The sequence below is a fragment of the Streptomyces sp. NPDC030222 genome, assembly GCF_055573115.1.
This window is the reverse complement of the sequence record NZ_JBVICA010000008.1, coordinates 134,383-148,911: the sequence shown is the minus strand read 5'-3', so window position 1 is coordinate 148,911 and position 14,529 is coordinate 134,383. Positions and strand designations below refer to the sequence as shown.

Genomic DNA, 14,529 nt, shown 5'->3' with positions numbered 1-14,529 from the left:
GACGGCAAGTGAGAGGTGGGACGGACGTGTCCACGAAGGAACGGGAACAGCAGGCGACACCGGACACCCCGCGGCAGCGGGAGGTCCCGGACGAGCCGTGCGCCCCCGGCGAGCCGTGCGAGCCGCGCCGCGGCCGGCCGCGCAGCGAGGCCGCCGAGCGCGCCATCGTCGAAGCCGTCGTCCGTCTCATCGAGGAGGGCGTCCCGCTCTCCGAGCTGTCCATCGAGCGGGTCGCCCGCACCGCGGGCGTCGGCAAGGCCACCATCTACCGCCGCTGGGAAGGGAAGGAGGCGCTCTTCGTGGACGTGGTGAAGTCCGTCGAGGAGCCCGATCCGGAACTGCCCGGCACCTCCGTGCGCGACGACCTCGTCGCCATGATCGAAGCCCTGCGCCGCCGGGGACTCGCCAAGCAGTCCTCGGCGCTGCTCCACAACGTCTTCGCGCAGATGCAGAGTTACCCCAAGCTCTGGCGGATGTACCACGAGACCGTGATAGACCCGCGGCGCCAGTGGATGGAGGACGTGCTGCGACGCGGTGTCGCCACCGGCGAGATCCGTGACGACATCGACTTCGAGCTGCTGGGCGACCTGTTCATCGGACCGATGCTGGTGCGGACCGTACTGCGGCCCGACGGGCTCCCGCGCGAGGGCAGCGCCGAACGCATCGTGGACGCCGTACTGCAAGGCGTGGCCCGTACGCCCCGGGACGCTGCGCAACCCGCCGCAAAACCCCACTGACGTCGGAATATGCGCGTTCTGTCACAGCTGCCGCCACTACCGGATCCTCCCGGAACCCCCCGCGCCCGGATGTCGTCGTAGGGGCAGTACGAGGAACGGAACCCGCCGGTCATCGCCTAGGGTCATGGCGGACGGCGGGCAGGCAAGAGCAGCGGAGGACGGCGACAGATGGCGCAGGCGTACATGGCGGACGACAGCCCGGGGACCGTGCCCGTGCGCCCCGCGTCGCGGCTGCGGCGTCTGTTCGACAAGTGGCGCGGCGGACGCGACGTCTGGCGGCGGGGGATCGTCCTCACCGTGTTCGTGGTGCTGCTGTCGCTGGTGATGATCTTCCACGCGCAGCTCCCCAACCGCATCGGCAACCTGGGCAGTCTGACCGAGACGTTCCTGCCCTGGCTGGGCCTCGGCATCGTGGTGCTGCTGGTGCTCGCGCTGTTGCGGCGCTCCGCGACCGCGCTGGTCGCGCTTGTCCTCCCGCTGGGGGTCTGGCTGAACCTCTTCGGCGGTCTGGTCACCGACAAGGCCACCGCGGGCGGCGAACTGACGGTCGCCACCCACAACGTCAACGCGGACAACCCCGACCCGACGGGTACCGCCAAGCAGCTCGCCGCCACCGGCGTCGACGTCCTGGCCCTGGAAGAGCTGCCGTCCGGGCAGGTCGGCACGTACGAGCGGGCCCTGGAGTCCATCTACCCGTACCACGCGGTCCACGGCACCGTCGGGCTGTGGAGCCGCTTCCCGCTCCGTGACGCGCAGCCCGTGGACATACGGCTCGGCTGGACCCGGGCCATGCGTGCCTCCGTCGCCACACCGAAGGGCAAGGTCGCGGTGTACGTCGCGCACCTGCCGTCGGTACGGGTCAAGTGGCACTCCGGGTTCACCGCCAACCAGCGTGACAAGAGCGCGGACGCGCTCGGTGAGGCCATAGCCGCCGAGAAGCTCTCCCGGGTCGTGCTGCTGGGCGACCTCAACGGCACGTTGAACGACCGGTCCCTGAACGCGGTCAGCTCCCAGATGCGTTCCACGCAGGGCGCGGCGGGCGACGGATTCGGCTTCAGCTGGCCGTCGTCGTTCCCCATGGCGCGCATCGACCAGATCCTGGTGAAGGGAATCGAGCCGGTGTCCTCCTGGACCCTGCCGGCCACGATCAGCGACCACCTGCCGGTCGCCGCCAGGGTCAGGCTCTGAACGGACCGGGGAGCGAGGGGTCCGGAGCGGGTCGGCGGGTCCCGAGGCGACCGGGGAGCCTGAGCGGGCCCGGGGCCGAGGGGCCCTGAACGGACAGGGCTCCGAGGGGTTCTGATCGGACAGGGCGCCGGGGTCGTGAACGGGCCGAGGGGCCCTGAACGGACCGGGGGCCGAGGGGTGCGGACGTCGCCCCTCGGCCCTCATCGTCCGGGCGGCCGTTCACCCGGCGGCCGGCCTCACACGTGCTCGCGCCAGCGGTTGGTGATCGGCAGCCGCCGGTCCTTGCCGAAGCCCTTCGCCGAGATCTTCGTGCCCGGCGGGTACTGGCGTCGCTTGTACTCCGCCGCGTCCACGAGCCGCAGCGTCCTCGCGACCGTCTCCGGGTCGAAACCCGCCGCCACGATGGCGTCCCTGCCCTGGTCGCGGTCGACGTACAGCTCCAGGATGCGGTCCAGCACGTCGTAGTCCGGCAGTGAGTCGCTGTCCACCTGGCCGGGCCGGAGTTCGGCGCTCGGCGGCTTGACGATCGAGTTCTCCGGTATGGGCGGCACCTGGCCGCGCTCCTCGGCCGCCCGGTTGCGCCACTTCGCGAGCCGGAAGACCGAGGTCTTGTACACGTCCTTGATCGGGCCGTAGGCGCCGACCGAGTCGCCGTAGAGGGTGGAGTAGCCCACCGCCAGCTCGGACTTGTTGCCCGGCGCCAGCACGATGTGCCCTTCCTGGTTGGAGACGGCCATCAGCATCGTGCCGCGCAGCCTCGACTGGAGGTTCTCCTCGGCCAGGCCTGTGAGACCCAGCGAGGCCATGTACGCGTCGAACATCGGCTCGATCGGCACGGTCCGGAAGTCGAGTCCGGTGCGGCGGGCGAGTTCCGCCGCGTCCCCCTTGGAGTGGTCCGAGCTGTACTTCGACGGCATGGAGATGCCGTACACGTTCTCGGCTCCCAGCGCGTCGCAGGCGATCGCGGCGACGAGCGCCGAGTCGATGCCGCCGGACAGGCCGATCAGCACCGAACGGAAGCCGTTCTTCGCGACGTACGCGCGCAGGCCCACGACCAGTGCGGAGTAGACCTCCTCGTCGTCGTCGAGCCGCTCGGCGTACCCGCCGCCGAGCTCCGGCTCGTAGTCCTCGGCCGGCTCTTCCGAGATCACGACCCGTTCGATGCGCAGACCGTCGTCCACGACGCCCGTGGGCGCCCCGGGGCCCGCCGTCGGCAGGTCCAGGTCCAGGAGCATGCTGCCCTCGGCGAACTGCGGTGCCCGCGCCACGACCTCGCCGCCCGCGTCCACGACGATCGAGTCGCCGTCGAAGACCAGCTCGTCCTGGCCGCCGGTCATCGCCAGGTAGGCGAGGGTGCAGCCGGCCTCCTGGGCGCGCTTGCGCACCAGCTCCAGGCGGGTGTCGTCCTTCTCCCGCTCGTACGGCGAGGCGTTGATCGAGACCAGCAGCCCGGCCTGCGCGGTGCGCGTGGCCGGTACCCGGCCGCCCTCCTGCCACAGGTCCTCGCAGATGGCGAGGGCCACGTCGACGCCGCGGACCCGTACGACCGGGAGCGTGTCGCCGGGCACGAAGTAGCGGAACTCGTCGAAGACGCCGTAGTTGGGCAGGTGGTGCTTGGCGAACGACAGCACCACCGCGCCGCGGTGCAGCACGGCGGCGGCGTTCTCGGGGGAGCCTGCGGGACGGCCGAGGCGCGGTTCGGTGCGCTCGGACCGGTCGAGGTAGCCGACGACCACCGGCACCTCCCCGAGGCCCTCGTCGGCGAGGCGCACGGCGAGCTCCCGGAGCGCGGCGCGGGATGCCTCGACGAAGGACGACCGCAGGGCCAGGTCCTCGACGGGGTAGCCGGTCAGCACCATCTCGGGGAACGCCACCAGATGGGCACCCTGCTCGACGGAGTGCCGGGTCCAGTGCACGACCGCCTCGGCGTTCCCGGCGAGGTCGCCGACCGTCGAGTCGATCTGATTCAGAGCGAGGCGTAGGTGAGGCACGGGGACAGTGTAATCGTCTGTCTGACGCAATGTCCCCGGTTCGGGGTGTGGGGCGCCCCACTGCGGGGCGCCCCGGGGGTGCTCGGCGAGGTCCGGCGGGCGCCCGGAGGTGCCTGCCGGGTACCGCCGGGGGCGTCACTTCCGGTAGGCGACGGTGGTCATCATCCCGGACTCCGAGTGGTAGATGTTGTGGCAGTGCAGCATCCAGGCGCCCGGATTGTCCGCGTCGAAGTCCAGTACCAGCTTGTGGTGCGGCAGCACCGCCGCCGTGTCCTTGCGCGCACCGCGCGAGTCGATGCCGGCCAGGGCATAGGTGTGGCCGTGCAGATGCACCGGATGCCACATGTCGGTGACGTTGATGACCACCAGCCGCACCCGCTCGCCGTGTTCGATGTGGTGGACCGCCTCGGGGTCGTAGGGCTTTCCGTCGATGCCCCAGTCGTACTCCTTCATCCCGCCGGTCAGCTTGATCTTGATCAGGCGGTCGGGCTTGCGCCGGTCCAGGGCCACGGACTCGTCCGGGCGGAGGCGGGAGCCGGACACCAGTACGTTGCGGCGCAGCTCCGCGGGACGGGTGGACGGGCCGGGCGGTGTCCCCTTCCCGGTGCGCAGCACGGCCATTGCCGAGCCGTTCTTGCCCTCGGCGACCGCGGTGAGCGGAAAGACGCCGTCCTTGGCGGTGAAGAGCACGTCGTACCGCTCGCCCATCCCCATGAGCAGGGCGTCGGTCCGGTGGTGGCGGACGGGGAAGCCGTCGCTGTGGGTCACGGTGAGCGTGTGGCCGCCGAGCGCGACCCGGAAGGCCGTCTCGCCGCCGGCGTTGATGATGCGCAGCCGGATGCGGTCGCCCGGCTTGGCCGTGAAGTGCGTGGGATCATCCGGTGTGCGCCCGTTGATCAGGAAATACGGGTGGGCCACGTCGCCCGCGTGGCCGAGCAGATCGCTGGTGGCGTGCTTCAGCAGCCGGTTCGGGCCCCGGCCGCGGCCGCGGGACGGAGAGGGTGCGACCCCCATTTCCTCCGGTGCGTGCGCCCATGCCGGGCCGGCACCGGCGTCGACCGGTCCCGAGGGCTTGGTCCGGCCGGCCGGCCCGGACCGGTCCTCCGAGCCGGATCCGGACCCGGACGAGTGGGAGGAGCCGGACCGTCCCGACGGCTTGGCGGGCCCGTGGCTGCTGTGCGGGTCGCCTTTGCCCATGCCGTGGCCCATCGGGGGCTTGCCCTTGCGGAGCTGGGCGAGCACCTCGTCCGGCGTGGAGCCGTCCACCCCGTCGACCCAGTCGTCCAGCATGACGACCCACTCCCGGTCGTAGGAGAGCGGCTCCTGCGGGTCCTCCACGATCAGCGGTGCGTACAGCCCGCGGTCGGCCTGCACCCCCACGTGCGGGTGGAACCAGTACGTGCCGGCGTGCGGCACCTCGTAGCGGTAATGGAACGACGTACCCGGCTTGATCGGCGGCTGCGTCACACCGGGTACGCCGTCCATGTCGTTCGGCAGGGCGATGCCGTGCCAGTGCACCGTCGTGGGGTCCGGTGTGTGGTTGGCGAGGCTGAGGGAGAGGGTGTCGCCCGCGGTGATCCGGACCTCCCGGCCCGGCAGCTCGTCGTTGTAGGTCCACGTCCTGACCGTGCGCCCGCCGCCCAGCTCCACCGTTCCCGGGGTGGCCGTGAAAGCGAGGCTCCGGCTGTGCCCCGTGCGGGGGCGCTTCAGGGCGTCGACCTTCTTGCCGTCGAGCGAGCCCGAACCCCCGGGGCCGGAGCCGGTGCAGGCGGCGAGCAGCCCGGATCCTGCGATGGCCACCCCGGCGCCGAGCACGGCGCGACGGGTGGGGGTGTTGTGACGGGTGTGCTCCATGTGCATGTGTGTGTGCACCTCGCTCTGAGGGTGGAACGCGAACGGCGTGCGTCTGCCCACCGCCGCCCTGGCGGGACGGGCACGCGTTCCTGCCGGCGCAGCACCGGCACGGACGTGGGCCGGCGGCGGTGGCCGCCGGGCCGGCCCACGGTGTGCGTGGTGACGATGCCGGACAGGACGCCCGGGAGCGGCGGCTGCCGGTACGCGCTTCTCCGGTCCCTCGACGTTCGAGAAGCCTTCCCCTACCCGGTAGGGGAATCCGGTGGGCGACTCCCCGGTGTCTAGCATGACCGCAGTGTGTCCGAAGAGCCGTGAACATCCAGAAGTGTCGCCCTGCTGTTTGGGGCGGGGACGGTCCAGTACGGTCGTGCGCGGTCGCGTGCACCGCACGGGTGCGCGAACGGGGTCGTCTTCCGTGGCACCGTCCGGCCCCTGATGCCGTCTCAGCTGTGGGGGCCACGTGCGGGCGGTCGGACGTGGGTGGGGACGAGGATGGACACGGGCGGCCGGGCGGGTGCGCGATGCGAAGGGTTCCGCCGGCACGGGAGGGACGGCATACATGAGCTTCGTACGGGTCGGGGGCGTCCCGCACCACGTGGTGACCGAGGGCGCCGGGCCCGTCTGCGTGCTCAGCGCCGGGCTCGGCATGAGCTGGTTCGACTGGGACCCCGTCGTCCGCCTGCTCGCCCCCCACCGCACCGTCGTACGGTTCGACCGGCCCGGACACGGGCTCTCCGGTCCCGCCGCCGTGCCCCCCAGCGCCGCCGGTGAGGCCCACCGCATCGCGGGACTCCTCGACGCCCTGGGACTCGGCGACCGGCCCGTCACCGTCGTCGGCCACTCCATCGCGGGGTTCCACGCCGAGGCCTTCGCCCGGCTCCACCCGGGGCGGACCGCCTCCGTCGTCCTCCTCGACACCAGCATCGAGGAGGAGGCCCGCACGCCCGCCGCGCCCGCGCTGCGCACCGCCGCATCCCACGCCGTCGCCGGAGCGCTCACCGCGGTCGGCGCCCCGGCGGCACTCGGCCCCGCCGTCCGCCGGGGTGTCGTCCGGCTCTCCCGCGTCGGCGGGGGAGACCCGGCACCCCGTGACGAGCTGCGCCGCTGCTACCGCACCGGACGCGTCCTGCGGGGCGTGCTGCTGGAGAACACCCACTACCTCGCGGTCGCCGCCGAACTCCGCGGCCTGCGGGAGAGGTTCCCGCTCCCCGACGGCGTGCCCGTCACGGTCCTCGCCGCCTCCGGCGGCGGGGGCAACCGCTTCGCGCTGCGGTGGCTGGACCGCCAGCGCGCGCTCGCCGCCGAGCTGGGGGCGCGCTTCGAGGTCGCCGAACCCTCCGGCCATCTGATCATGCTGGACCGGCCGGAGTGCGTGGCGGCCGCGGTCCTGGCGACGGGGTGAGCGGTCCGTAGTCGCGGACGAAGCGAGCGGCCCGGCGCCGGTCGGTGCGGCCCGGCGCGCAGGGCGATCGCGTGGAGGCGATCGCGTGGAGGCGATCGCGTGGAGGCGATGGGGCGGGGCGCTCGGAGGGCGGCGGTGCGGTCGGACGGAGCCTGCCACGACGGGGTCACCCTCGCCCAGGTCACCCAGGTCAGGTCACCCAGGTCACCCGTCGGCACCCTCGGGACACCGGGTCCCGCCCAGCCGCCCTACGGCAGCCCGGCGGGACCCACGCGGCCCTACAGCCCTACAGGACCTACGGGGGACCTACAGGATCCGCCCGCAATCCCCGGATCAGTCCGTGCGTGGCTTGGCGCCGCGCTCCTCGAGCATCCGGGCCATCAGGTCCAGCTCGGAGTTCTGCGCGTCGACCATCCCCTGCGCGAGGTCGCGCTCGACGGGCACGGTGCACTGGGCGACGCAGCCCTGAGCCATGTGCACGCCGCCCTTGTGGTGGTCGGTCATCAGCTGGAGGTAGAGGACCTCGGCCTGCTTGCCGGACGCCTTGCGCAGCTGCTCCAGCTCGGCCTTGGTCGCCATCCCCGGCATCAGCGCGCCGTCGTCGGCCGGCTGCGCCGGCATCCGGTGGTGCTGCGCGTCCATCCACGCCATCGGCTCACGGTCCGCCGCGGTCTTCGGCAGCCCCCACAGGTCCAGCCAGCCCAGCATCATGCCGCGCTGGTTGGCCTGGGTGTTGGCGATGTCGTAGGCGAGCCGGCGCACGTCCTCGTCGGCGGTGCGGTCGCGCACGATGAACGACATCTCCACCGCCTGCTGGTGGTGGACGGCCATGTCCCGGGCGAACCCGGCGTCCGCGGAGCCGTCCGCCGGGGTGCTCGCGGCCGTCGGCTCCGTCTCGTCGTCGGCGGTCGCGACCGTCGCCCACCCGGCGAAGAGCAGGGCCAGTGCGACGGCAGCGGCTGCCGCCCCCGTCGTGCGGTTCACTGGGCGCCCAGTCCGCCCGTGCAGGCCGCGCCGGGCTCCGGCGTCTGCGGGCCCTGTACGTACTTGGTGAAGAACTGGTTCACCCGCCGGTCGTCGGCCCCGTCCACCGTGACCTGCTTGCCCCAGGCGCTGAGCATGATCGGTCCGGCCTGGTCGTCGACCGGGCTGATCAGCGCGTACGGGGTCTTGGCGACCTTCTCCTCGAGCTTCTTCACATCGGCGGCGGGAGCCTTCTTGCTGTACGTCACCCAGACGGCCCCGTGCTCCAGCGAGTGCACGGCGTTCATCTCGGGGACCGGCTTCTTGTAGACGTCGCCGTCGCAGTTCATCCAGACCTGGTGGTGGTCACCGCCGACCGGGGGCTTCATCGGGTACGACACGGTCTTGGTGACGTGGTTGCGGCCGAGCTTCTTCGCGTCCCAGGACTGCTCGTCCTTCACCGGGGCCTTCGCCTCCGCGACGGCCTGCTCCTTCTTCTCGGACTCTTTGTTCAGCAGGTATCCGCCGAAGCCGACGAGACCGGCGACGATCGCAGCGCTGACGGTGATCGTGATGATGCGGTTGCGACGCTCGCGCGCCCGCTCGGCGCGGCGCATCGCCTCTATGCGCGCCTTGCGGTCGGCGGAGGAGCTCCTGTCGTTGACCATGGTTGTCGTCCTCACGGGGAAAGGGTGATGTGGGCGGATGCAGGACTGCACGCGGCGGCAAACTGCCGTCCGCGAGCGCCGTCCTACGTCCGCATCACCTGGAGGACATGGCGGTCGGGCGCCCGGGGCCGCACCCCGGGGTCCGTCACCCGCCCGGTGTACGGCGCCGTGTCCGGCTGTGCGGGCAGCGCGGCCGCGGTGGGCGGGTCGAGGGGCGGGACGGTGAGCACGGCCGGGTCGAGGTGCGGGAACAGTCCGCAGCCACCCCGGTCGTACGGGCAGCCGAAGGCCGGGTCGGCCGGCGAACCGTACGGGACGGCCGTGGCCCCGGCGGCCTCGGTGTGGTGCCTGTCGGAGCCCGTGTCGATGTGGGCGCCGAGGCAGAGGAACAGCGCGGCGAGCAGCGTCACCACGGCGCCTGCGAGGGCCGTGGGACGCCTGGTGCGTATGCGCTGCCGTCCCCCCATGAGCGCGATGGTAGGCGAGGCGCGCCCGCCGGGACAGCCTGCGCCCCCGCCCGGGCTCCAGGGGGCCCGTTCGCCGACTCGACCAAGATCGGACGGTGCTCCACAATGAGGCCGTTCCCCAGGCGGCGACAGGCCGTGCACTATGGGCTTGGACGCTCGTAGCCAGCTGATCGTGCGGCGATGTGCGGTATCCGGACGGTCGCAGGCAATACGCCGGAAACCGTGTGGTGGGATGCTCAAGTGCCCCGAGTGCCCCGCGATGCGGGAGCAGGCGGCGTGACCAGCAAGGATGGGTGGATATGGATAAGCAGCAGGAGTTCGTGCTCCGTACGCTGGAGGAGCGCGACATCCGTTTCGTGCGCCTCTGGTTCACCGACGTGCTCGGCTTCCTCAAGTCGGTCGCGGTGGCCCCCGCCGAGCTTGAACAGGCATTCGATGAGGGCATCGGCTTCGACGGCTCGGCCATCGAGGGCTTCGCCCGGGTCTACGAGTCCGACATGATCGCCAAGCCGGATCCCGGGACGTTCCAGATCCTGCCCTGGCGGGCGGAGGCCCCCGGTACCGCGAGGATGTTCTGCGACATCCTCATGCCGGACGGCTCGCCGTCCTTCGCCGACCCCCGCTTCGTCCTCAAGCGGATCCTGGCCAAGACCTCGGACCTCGGCTTCACCTTCTACACCCACCCCGAGATCGAGTTCTTCCTCCTGAAGGACCGGCCGCTCGACGGTTCCCGGCCCACCCCCGCCGACAACTCGGGCTACTTCGACCACACCCCGCAGAACGTGGGCATGGACTTCCGCCGCCAGGCCATCACCATGCTCGAATCGATGGGCATCTCGGTCGAGTTCAGCCACCACGAGGGCGCGCCCGGCCAGCAGGAGATCGACCTGCGGTACGCCGACGCACTGTCCACCGCCGACAACATCATGACGTTCCGGCTCGTCATGAAGCAGGTCGCGCTGGAGCAGGGCGTGCAGGCCACGTTCATGCCGAAGCCGTTCTCGGAGTACCCCGGCTCCGGCATGCACACCCACCTCTCCCTTTTCGAGGGCGACCGAAACGCCTTCTACGAGTCCGGCGCCGAGTACCAGCTCTCCAAGGTCGGCCGCTCCTTCATCGCCGGCCTGCTCAAGCACGCCGCGGAGATCTCCGCGGTCACCAACCAGTGGGTGAACTCCTACAAGCGCATCTGGGGCGGCTCCGGCCGCACCGCAGGCTCCGGCGGCGAGGCCCCCGCGTACATCTGCTGGGGCCACAACAACCGCTCCGCGCTCATCCGCGTCCCCATGTACAAGCCGGGCAAGATGGGCTCTTCCCGGATCGAGGTCCGCTCCCTCGACTCCGGAGCCAACCCCTATCTCGCCTACGCCGTCCTCCTGAGCGCCGGCCTGAAGGGCATCGAGGAGGGCTACGAACTCCCCGCCGGCGCCGACGACGACGTCTGGGCCCTCTCCGACTCCGAACGCCGCGCCATGGGCATCGCCCCGCTCCCGCAGAACCTCGGCGAGGCGATCGACCTGATGGAACGCAGCGAACTCGTCGCCGAGACGCTCGGCGAGCACGTCTTCGACTTCTTCCTGCGGAACAAGAAGCAGGAGTGGGAGGAGTACCGCTCCGAGGTCACGGCCTTCGAGCTGCGGAAGAACCTGCCGGTGCTGTGAGTGGCAGGGGATTCCTCCCCTGGACGGCACTCCGGGCCGGCGGTCGTCGACCGCCGGCCCGGAGTCGTGCCGGCCCCCGTGGGCCTGCCGCGACCGCCCGCGCGTCCTGCCCGTGCATGGCGCGGCGCGAGTTCGCCTCTATTCGGCCCCTGCCTTCGGGCCGACCGTCACGAGTCCTCGGCTCGGCGGAACGTCCGGCGCGATGACCGGTGCCGGGGCGGCCGGGGCGGGGCTCCGGCCCGCGAGGCGGCAGCCCAGGCAGGCGGTGTGGCCGGTCATGGGGTCCTTGACACGCCAGTCCCACTGGTCGCGCGGGCGCGGGCCGCTCGGCTTGCCCCAGCCCGTGAGGTGCAGGGCCCAGGTGGTGAGGGCGCCCAGGGCGATCAGCCCCACCCCCGCTGCGACTCCGGGGAGCGAGGCGAAGCACAGGGCCGCGCCCGCTGCGGTGAAGCCGGTCAGGCAGATGACGGTTCCGGTCCATCCCGCCACCGTGTGCCCCATGTCGCAGTCTCCGTGTACGCCGCTCATGGCTCCTCTTCCTCCGGGAAGCTCCGTGCGTGACGCGCGCCCGGTATCGCCGTCCGGGGGCGGCCCCGCATCGATTCGACTTGTGGCGGCGCCGGGTGATAGCGCTGCCGGTGAGCTTTCCGCCGGTGACCCCGACGCCGACCCCTCCCATGCCTCGTCGGGTGACCGAGGGGGATCCGGGAAGGTTCGGGCCGCAGCCGGCGACGGAGAGCCGGCCGGGAGACGGTTTATCTCACGTTCTAAGTATCTTAGATGCTAAGGGGATATCGAGTGCATGGCAAGGCGCGTCCGGAGGCCACGGCCCAGCAGGCGCTGTACGCGATGGACCGGCTGATCGCGCTGGCGCAGTTCGGTCAGCGCGACATCGCCGGACGATTCGGGCTGAACGTCACCGATGCCACCTGTCTGGGCTTCCTCATGGAGGCCGCCCTGGCCGGTGAGTCCCTCACGGCCGGGGACCTGGCGCAGCGGGCCGAACTGACCACGGGGGCGGTGACCGGGGTGCTGAACCGGCTGGAGAAGGCCGGGTACGTCCACCGCAGGCCCGACCCAGGCGACCGCCGCCGGGTGCGGATCGTCATGGACGGGTCCGCGCAGGCGCGCATCCTCGAGGTCTACGGTCCGTTCTACGAGCGGCTGAACGGCCTGTTCGCCGACTACACGCCCGACGAGATCGCCGTCCTTGCCGACTGGTTCACCCGCGCCAAGCTCGTCATGCAGGAGTCCCTCGACGAGATCCGCGCCGACACGGCCCGGGGCGGGGACTGAGCCCCGGGGACACCGCGCGGGGAAACCCCGTCGACGGCCGCCCCGCGCTCGTGTTGGCTTGGGCGCATGACCGAACTGCGCACCGATCGTCTCGTCCTCCGCGAGTGGCGGGAGGCCGACCTCGACCCCTGGGCCGCGATGAACGCCGACCCCGAGGTGCGGGAACACCTGGGGGAGCCGCTGACACGTGAGCAGAGCGCGGCGTCGATCGCCCGCTACCGAGCCGCACTCACCGAACGCGGCTACGGATGGTGGGCCGTGGAGGTGCGGGACACCGGCGAGTTCATCGGGTTCACCGGCCTGGACCCGGTGGACGAGCACGTGCCGGTCACGGGTGTGGAGATCGGCTGGCGGCTCGCCCGGTCCGCCTGGGGCCACGGCTACGCCACCGAAGCCGCCCGTGCGGCGCTGGCGTTCGGCTTCGGGACGCTCGGCCTGGCCGAGATCCTCGCGCTCACGACCGTCGGCAACGTCCGCTCGCAGGCGGTGATGCGCCGGCTGGGCATGGCCCACGACCCGGCCGAGGACTTCGACGACCCGCACGAGCCCGAGGGCCCGCTCCGCCGGAACGTGGTGTACCGGATCCGCCGCGGCGGCCGGCCGCCGTACGACGCCGGGGGCTGATCACCGTGCGAGGGGAGCGCCGGCGCGCGACCGGACGAGCGGCCCGTACTGCGGACACCGGCCGGCCGGCGCGTCCGGCTCGTGTGGGAGGCCTTCCCGGCCCTCACGGGAACGACGCCGGCCATGGGCCGGGCGCACCGACCGCCGGCTTGATACGGGCGAGACCGACTACGAAGCATGAACCTGAGGAATGAACCAGGCCTGAACCCGAGGTGTGACCCCGAGGTGTGACCCCGAGGTCACCCGCCCGGTCCCGGCCCGGGCCGGGCGCCGGCGGTGAAGGGCTCAGTTCCCCTGGTCCCGCTGACCCCGCCGGGTCTGAGCAGCCCACTCCCGGGACGGGGCCTCGGAGCCGTCGTACTCGTCGTGCCAGTTCCACCATTCGTAGGGCGGAGTCCGGGGATAGCCCTCGGGCGAGTCCTCCCAGGTCTCCTGCCGCCCGAGGGCCGTCATGTCGAGGTAGCTCCAGGTGCTCCCCAGCGCCTCGTCGCCGCGGGCGTTGATGAAATAGGTGCGGAACACCCTGTCGCCGTCGCGGTAGAACGCGTTCGTGCCGTGCCACTCGTCCACACCGAAGTCGGCGTCGAAGTCGTCGGTGATCGTGTACCAGGGGATGTGCGTCCACCCCATCCGCGCCTTCACGCGGTCGATGTCCGGCTGCGGGGCACGCGAGGCGAAAACGAGAGTGGTGTCACGGGCGTTCAGATGGGCGGGGTGGCCCACGTGGTCGGCCACCATGGAGCAGCCGCGGCAGGCGTGGTCGGGCCAGCCGTAGACGCCGGGTTCGAAGAACGCGCGGTAGACGATCAGCTGACGACGGCCCTCGAACAGGTCCAGCAGGCTCGCCCTGCCCGCGGGGCCTTCGAACGCGTACTCCTTCTCCACCGCCTGCCAGGGCATCCGCCGGCGCTTGGCGGCCAGTGCGTCACGTGCACGGGTCAGCTCCTTCTCGTCCTTGAGCAGCTGCTGACGCGCGCTCTCCCACTCCTGCGGAGAAACGATCGGGGGTGTCTTCATGGTGACGTTCACCTTCCCGTCGGGGAGTCGTTCCGGGTTCGTAGAAGACCAATGGCGAGGGCGGGCCGGCTCAGGAAAAGCTCGGGAGCGGCTCAGGAGAAGCGCCAGCGGGTCTGGCTGTAGGGCTCGCCCTTGCCGAAGCCGAAGGCCGTCCGGGGCGCGACCTCGAACACCAGGGCCCGGCCGGCGACGGAGTCGATGAACGCCCCGTCGCGTACCTCGAAGCGCCACTCGGCGCCGTACTTCCTCTCCCACGCCGAGGCGAGACGCGTCAGCCGCTGCTCCTCGTCGACCCGGACCGCGTCGCCCTCCACCACCAGGTCGTAGCCCTCGCGCAGCGTGTTGCATCCGGTGGTGAGCACGACGTGCGTGTTGACGCGCAGGTTCTTCGCCTTGCGTTCGTCCGGGCCGGTGCAGAAGTACAGCGCCTCGTCGGCCCAGACGCCCATCAGGGGCGTGACGTGCGGGCGTCCGTCGGGCCGTACGGTCGTCAGCCAGTAGACCTCCGCCGCGGCCAGCCGGGCGGCGGCCTTCCTCCAGTCCACGGTGGTCGCCTCGGGGCTGCTGTACCGCGGGTCCAGCTCGGCGAGGGGTTCCGTCATGTCCGACCTCCTGAACGTCGATCGTGCCGCCAGAGGGTGGACTCCGCACGTCGGTGGAA

The 14,529-nt window shown here is 71.6% G+C and carries 14 protein-coding genes; 6 read left to right on the top strand and 8 right to left on the bottom strand.

All coding sequences use genetic code 11. The features are described 5' to 3' along the window. The first annotated feature begins 26 nt into the window (after nucleotides 1–26). The gene (locus ACZ4Z5_RS14665; protein ID WP_468261789.1) at nucleotides 27–737 is read left to right on the top strand and encodes a TetR/AcrR family transcriptional regulator; all 711 of its coding nucleotides are present in this window, start codon (nucleotides 27–29) and stop codon (nucleotides 735–737) included. A 168-nt stretch (nucleotides 738–905) separates the two neighbouring features. Continuing rightward, a complete protein-coding gene (locus tag ACZ4Z5_RS14660; protein ID WP_468261786.1) occupies nucleotides 906–1,925 on the top strand; it encodes an endonuclease/exonuclease/phosphatase family protein in 1,020 nt (339 codons plus the stop codon). A gap of 236 nt (nucleotides 1,926–2,161) precedes the next feature. Here the strand turns inward: ACZ4Z5_RS14660 and ACZ4Z5_RS14655 are convergent, their stop codons facing one another. Together ACZ4Z5_RS14655 and ACZ4Z5_RS14650 are read right to left on the bottom strand one after the other, a co-directional pair. After that, on the bottom strand, nucleotides 2,162–3,916 hold the full coding sequence (locus ACZ4Z5_RS14655; RefSeq protein WP_468261784.1) for an NAD+ synthase: 1,755 nt from the start codon (nucleotides 3,914–3,916) through the stop codon (nucleotides 2,162–2,164). Nucleotides 3,917–4,051: 135 nt separating this feature from the next. Next, complete coding sequence (locus ACZ4Z5_RS14650; protein ID WP_468261781.1) at nucleotides 4,052–5,770, bottom strand: multicopper oxidase family protein; 1,719 nt, start codon at nucleotides 5,768–5,770, stop codon at nucleotides 4,052–4,054. Between the two features lie 559 nt (nucleotides 5,771–6,329). Here ACZ4Z5_RS14650 and ACZ4Z5_RS14645 point away from each other — a divergent pair. Further along, nucleotides 6,330–7,172, top strand: coding sequence for an alpha/beta fold hydrolase (locus ACZ4Z5_RS14645; RefSeq protein ID WP_468261779.1), 843 nt, complete (start codon nucleotides 6,330–6,332; stop codon nucleotides 7,170–7,172). A 333-nt stretch (nucleotides 7,173–7,505) separates the two neighbouring features. Here the strand turns inward: ACZ4Z5_RS14645 and ACZ4Z5_RS14640 are convergent, their stop codons facing one another. From ACZ4Z5_RS14640 to ACZ4Z5_RS14630, 3 genes are all read right to left on the bottom strand, one after another. Further along, nucleotides 7,506–8,156: a DUF305 domain-containing protein gene (locus ACZ4Z5_RS14640; RefSeq protein ID WP_468261776.1), complete on the bottom strand. Its 651-nt coding sequence runs from the start codon at nucleotides 8,154–8,156 to the stop codon at nucleotides 7,506–7,508. Next, nucleotides 8,153–8,803 carry a DUF3105 domain-containing protein gene (locus ACZ4Z5_RS14635; RefSeq protein WP_468262056.1) on the bottom strand — a complete coding sequence of 217 codons (651 nt, stop codon included), beginning with the start codon at nucleotides 8,801–8,803 and terminating at the stop codon, nucleotides 8,153–8,155. The genes ACZ4Z5_RS14640 and ACZ4Z5_RS14635 overlap by 4 nt, the downstream gene beginning before the upstream one ends. A gap of 83 nt (nucleotides 8,804–8,886) precedes the next feature. Beyond that, nucleotides 8,887–9,270: a hypothetical protein gene (locus tag ACZ4Z5_RS14630; protein WP_468261773.1), complete on the bottom strand. Its 384-nt coding sequence runs from the start codon at nucleotides 9,268–9,270 to the stop codon at nucleotides 8,887–8,889. A gap of 299 nt (nucleotides 9,271–9,569) precedes the next feature. On the opposite strand from ACZ4Z5_RS14630, the gene ACZ4Z5_RS14625 reads away from it, so the two are divergent. Then, nucleotides 9,570–10,931: a glutamine synthetase family protein gene (locus ACZ4Z5_RS14625; protein ID WP_468261770.1), complete on the top strand. Its 1,362-nt coding sequence runs from the start codon at nucleotides 9,570–9,572 to the stop codon at nucleotides 10,929–10,931. 138 nt (nucleotides 10,932–11,069) lie between these two features. On the opposite strand, the gene ACZ4Z5_RS14620 is transcribed toward ACZ4Z5_RS14625, so the two are convergent. Beyond that, complete coding sequence (locus tag ACZ4Z5_RS14620; protein WP_468261767.1) at nucleotides 11,070–11,459, bottom strand: HGxxPAAW family protein; 390 nt, start codon at nucleotides 11,457–11,459, stop codon at nucleotides 11,070–11,072. Between the two features lie 270 nt (nucleotides 11,460–11,729). On the opposite strand from ACZ4Z5_RS14620, the gene ACZ4Z5_RS14615 reads away from it, so the two are divergent. Both ACZ4Z5_RS14615 and ACZ4Z5_RS14610 read left to right on the top strand, forming a co-directional pair. Continuing rightward, entirely contained in the window at nucleotides 11,730–12,227 is a 498-nt protein-coding gene (locus tag ACZ4Z5_RS14615; protein ID WP_468261764.1) for a MarR family winged helix-turn-helix transcriptional regulator, read from the top strand. 66 nt (nucleotides 12,228–12,293) lie between these two features. After that, nucleotides 12,294–12,851 carry a GNAT family N-acetyltransferase gene (locus tag ACZ4Z5_RS14610; RefSeq protein WP_468261762.1) on the top strand — a complete coding sequence of 186 codons (558 nt, stop codon included), beginning with the start codon at nucleotides 12,294–12,296 and terminating at the stop codon, nucleotides 12,849–12,851. A 285-nt stretch (nucleotides 12,852–13,136) separates the two neighbouring features. On the opposite strand, the gene ACZ4Z5_RS14605 is transcribed toward ACZ4Z5_RS14610, so the two are convergent. Together ACZ4Z5_RS14605 and ACZ4Z5_RS14600 are read right to left on the bottom strand one after the other, a co-directional pair. After that, complete coding sequence (locus ACZ4Z5_RS14605) at nucleotides 13,137–13,868, bottom strand: DUF899 domain-containing protein (RefSeq protein WP_468261760.1); 732 nt, start codon at nucleotides 13,866–13,868, stop codon at nucleotides 13,137–13,139. 92 nt (nucleotides 13,869–13,960) lie between these two features. Further along, on the bottom strand, nucleotides 13,961–14,470 hold the full coding sequence (locus tag ACZ4Z5_RS14600; RefSeq protein WP_468261757.1) for a pyridoxamine 5'-phosphate oxidase family protein: 510 nt from the start codon (nucleotides 14,468–14,470) through the stop codon (nucleotides 13,961–13,963). Between the last annotated feature and the right edge of the window lie 59 nt (nucleotides 14,471–14,529).

Excerpts from the sequence above, each read along its gene's own strand:
- ACZ4Z5_RS14660 (WP_468261786.1), top strand. The coding sequence starts at position 906 with ATGGCGCAGGCGTACATGGCGGACGACAGCCCGGGGACCGTGCCCGTG.
- ACZ4Z5_RS14650 (WP_468261781.1), bottom strand. The coding sequence starts at position 5,770 with ATGGAGCACACCCGTCACAACACCCCCACCCGTCGCGCCGTGCTCGGC.
- ACZ4Z5_RS14645 (WP_468261779.1), top strand. The coding sequence starts at position 6,330 with ATGAGCTTCGTACGGGTCGGGGGCGTCCCGCACCACGTGGTGACCGAG.
- ACZ4Z5_RS14635 (WP_468262056.1), bottom strand. The coding sequence starts at position 8,803 with ATGGTCAACGACAGGAGCTCCTCCGCCGACCGCAAGGCGCGCATAGAG.
- ACZ4Z5_RS14630 (WP_468261773.1), bottom strand. The coding sequence starts at position 9,270 with ATGGGGGGACGGCAGCGCATACGCACCAGGCGTCCCACGGCCCTCGCA.
- ACZ4Z5_RS14625 (WP_468261770.1), top strand. The coding sequence starts at position 9,570 with ATGGATAAGCAGCAGGAGTTCGTGCTCCGTACGCTGGAGGAGCGCGAC.
- ACZ4Z5_RS14620 (WP_468261767.1), bottom strand. The coding sequence starts at position 11,459 with ATGAGCGGCGTACACGGAGACTGCGACATGGGGCACACGGTGGCGGGA.
- ACZ4Z5_RS14610 (WP_468261762.1), top strand. The coding sequence starts at position 12,294 with ATGACCGAACTGCGCACCGATCGTCTCGTCCTCCGCGAGTGGCGGGAG.
- ACZ4Z5_RS14605 (WP_468261760.1), bottom strand. The coding sequence starts at position 13,868 with ATGAAGACACCCCCGATCGTTTCTCCGCAGGAGTGGGAGAGCGCGCGT.
- ACZ4Z5_RS14600 (WP_468261757.1), bottom strand. The coding sequence starts at position 14,470 with ATGACGGAACCCCTCGCCGAGCTGGACCCGCGGTACAGCAGCCCCGAG.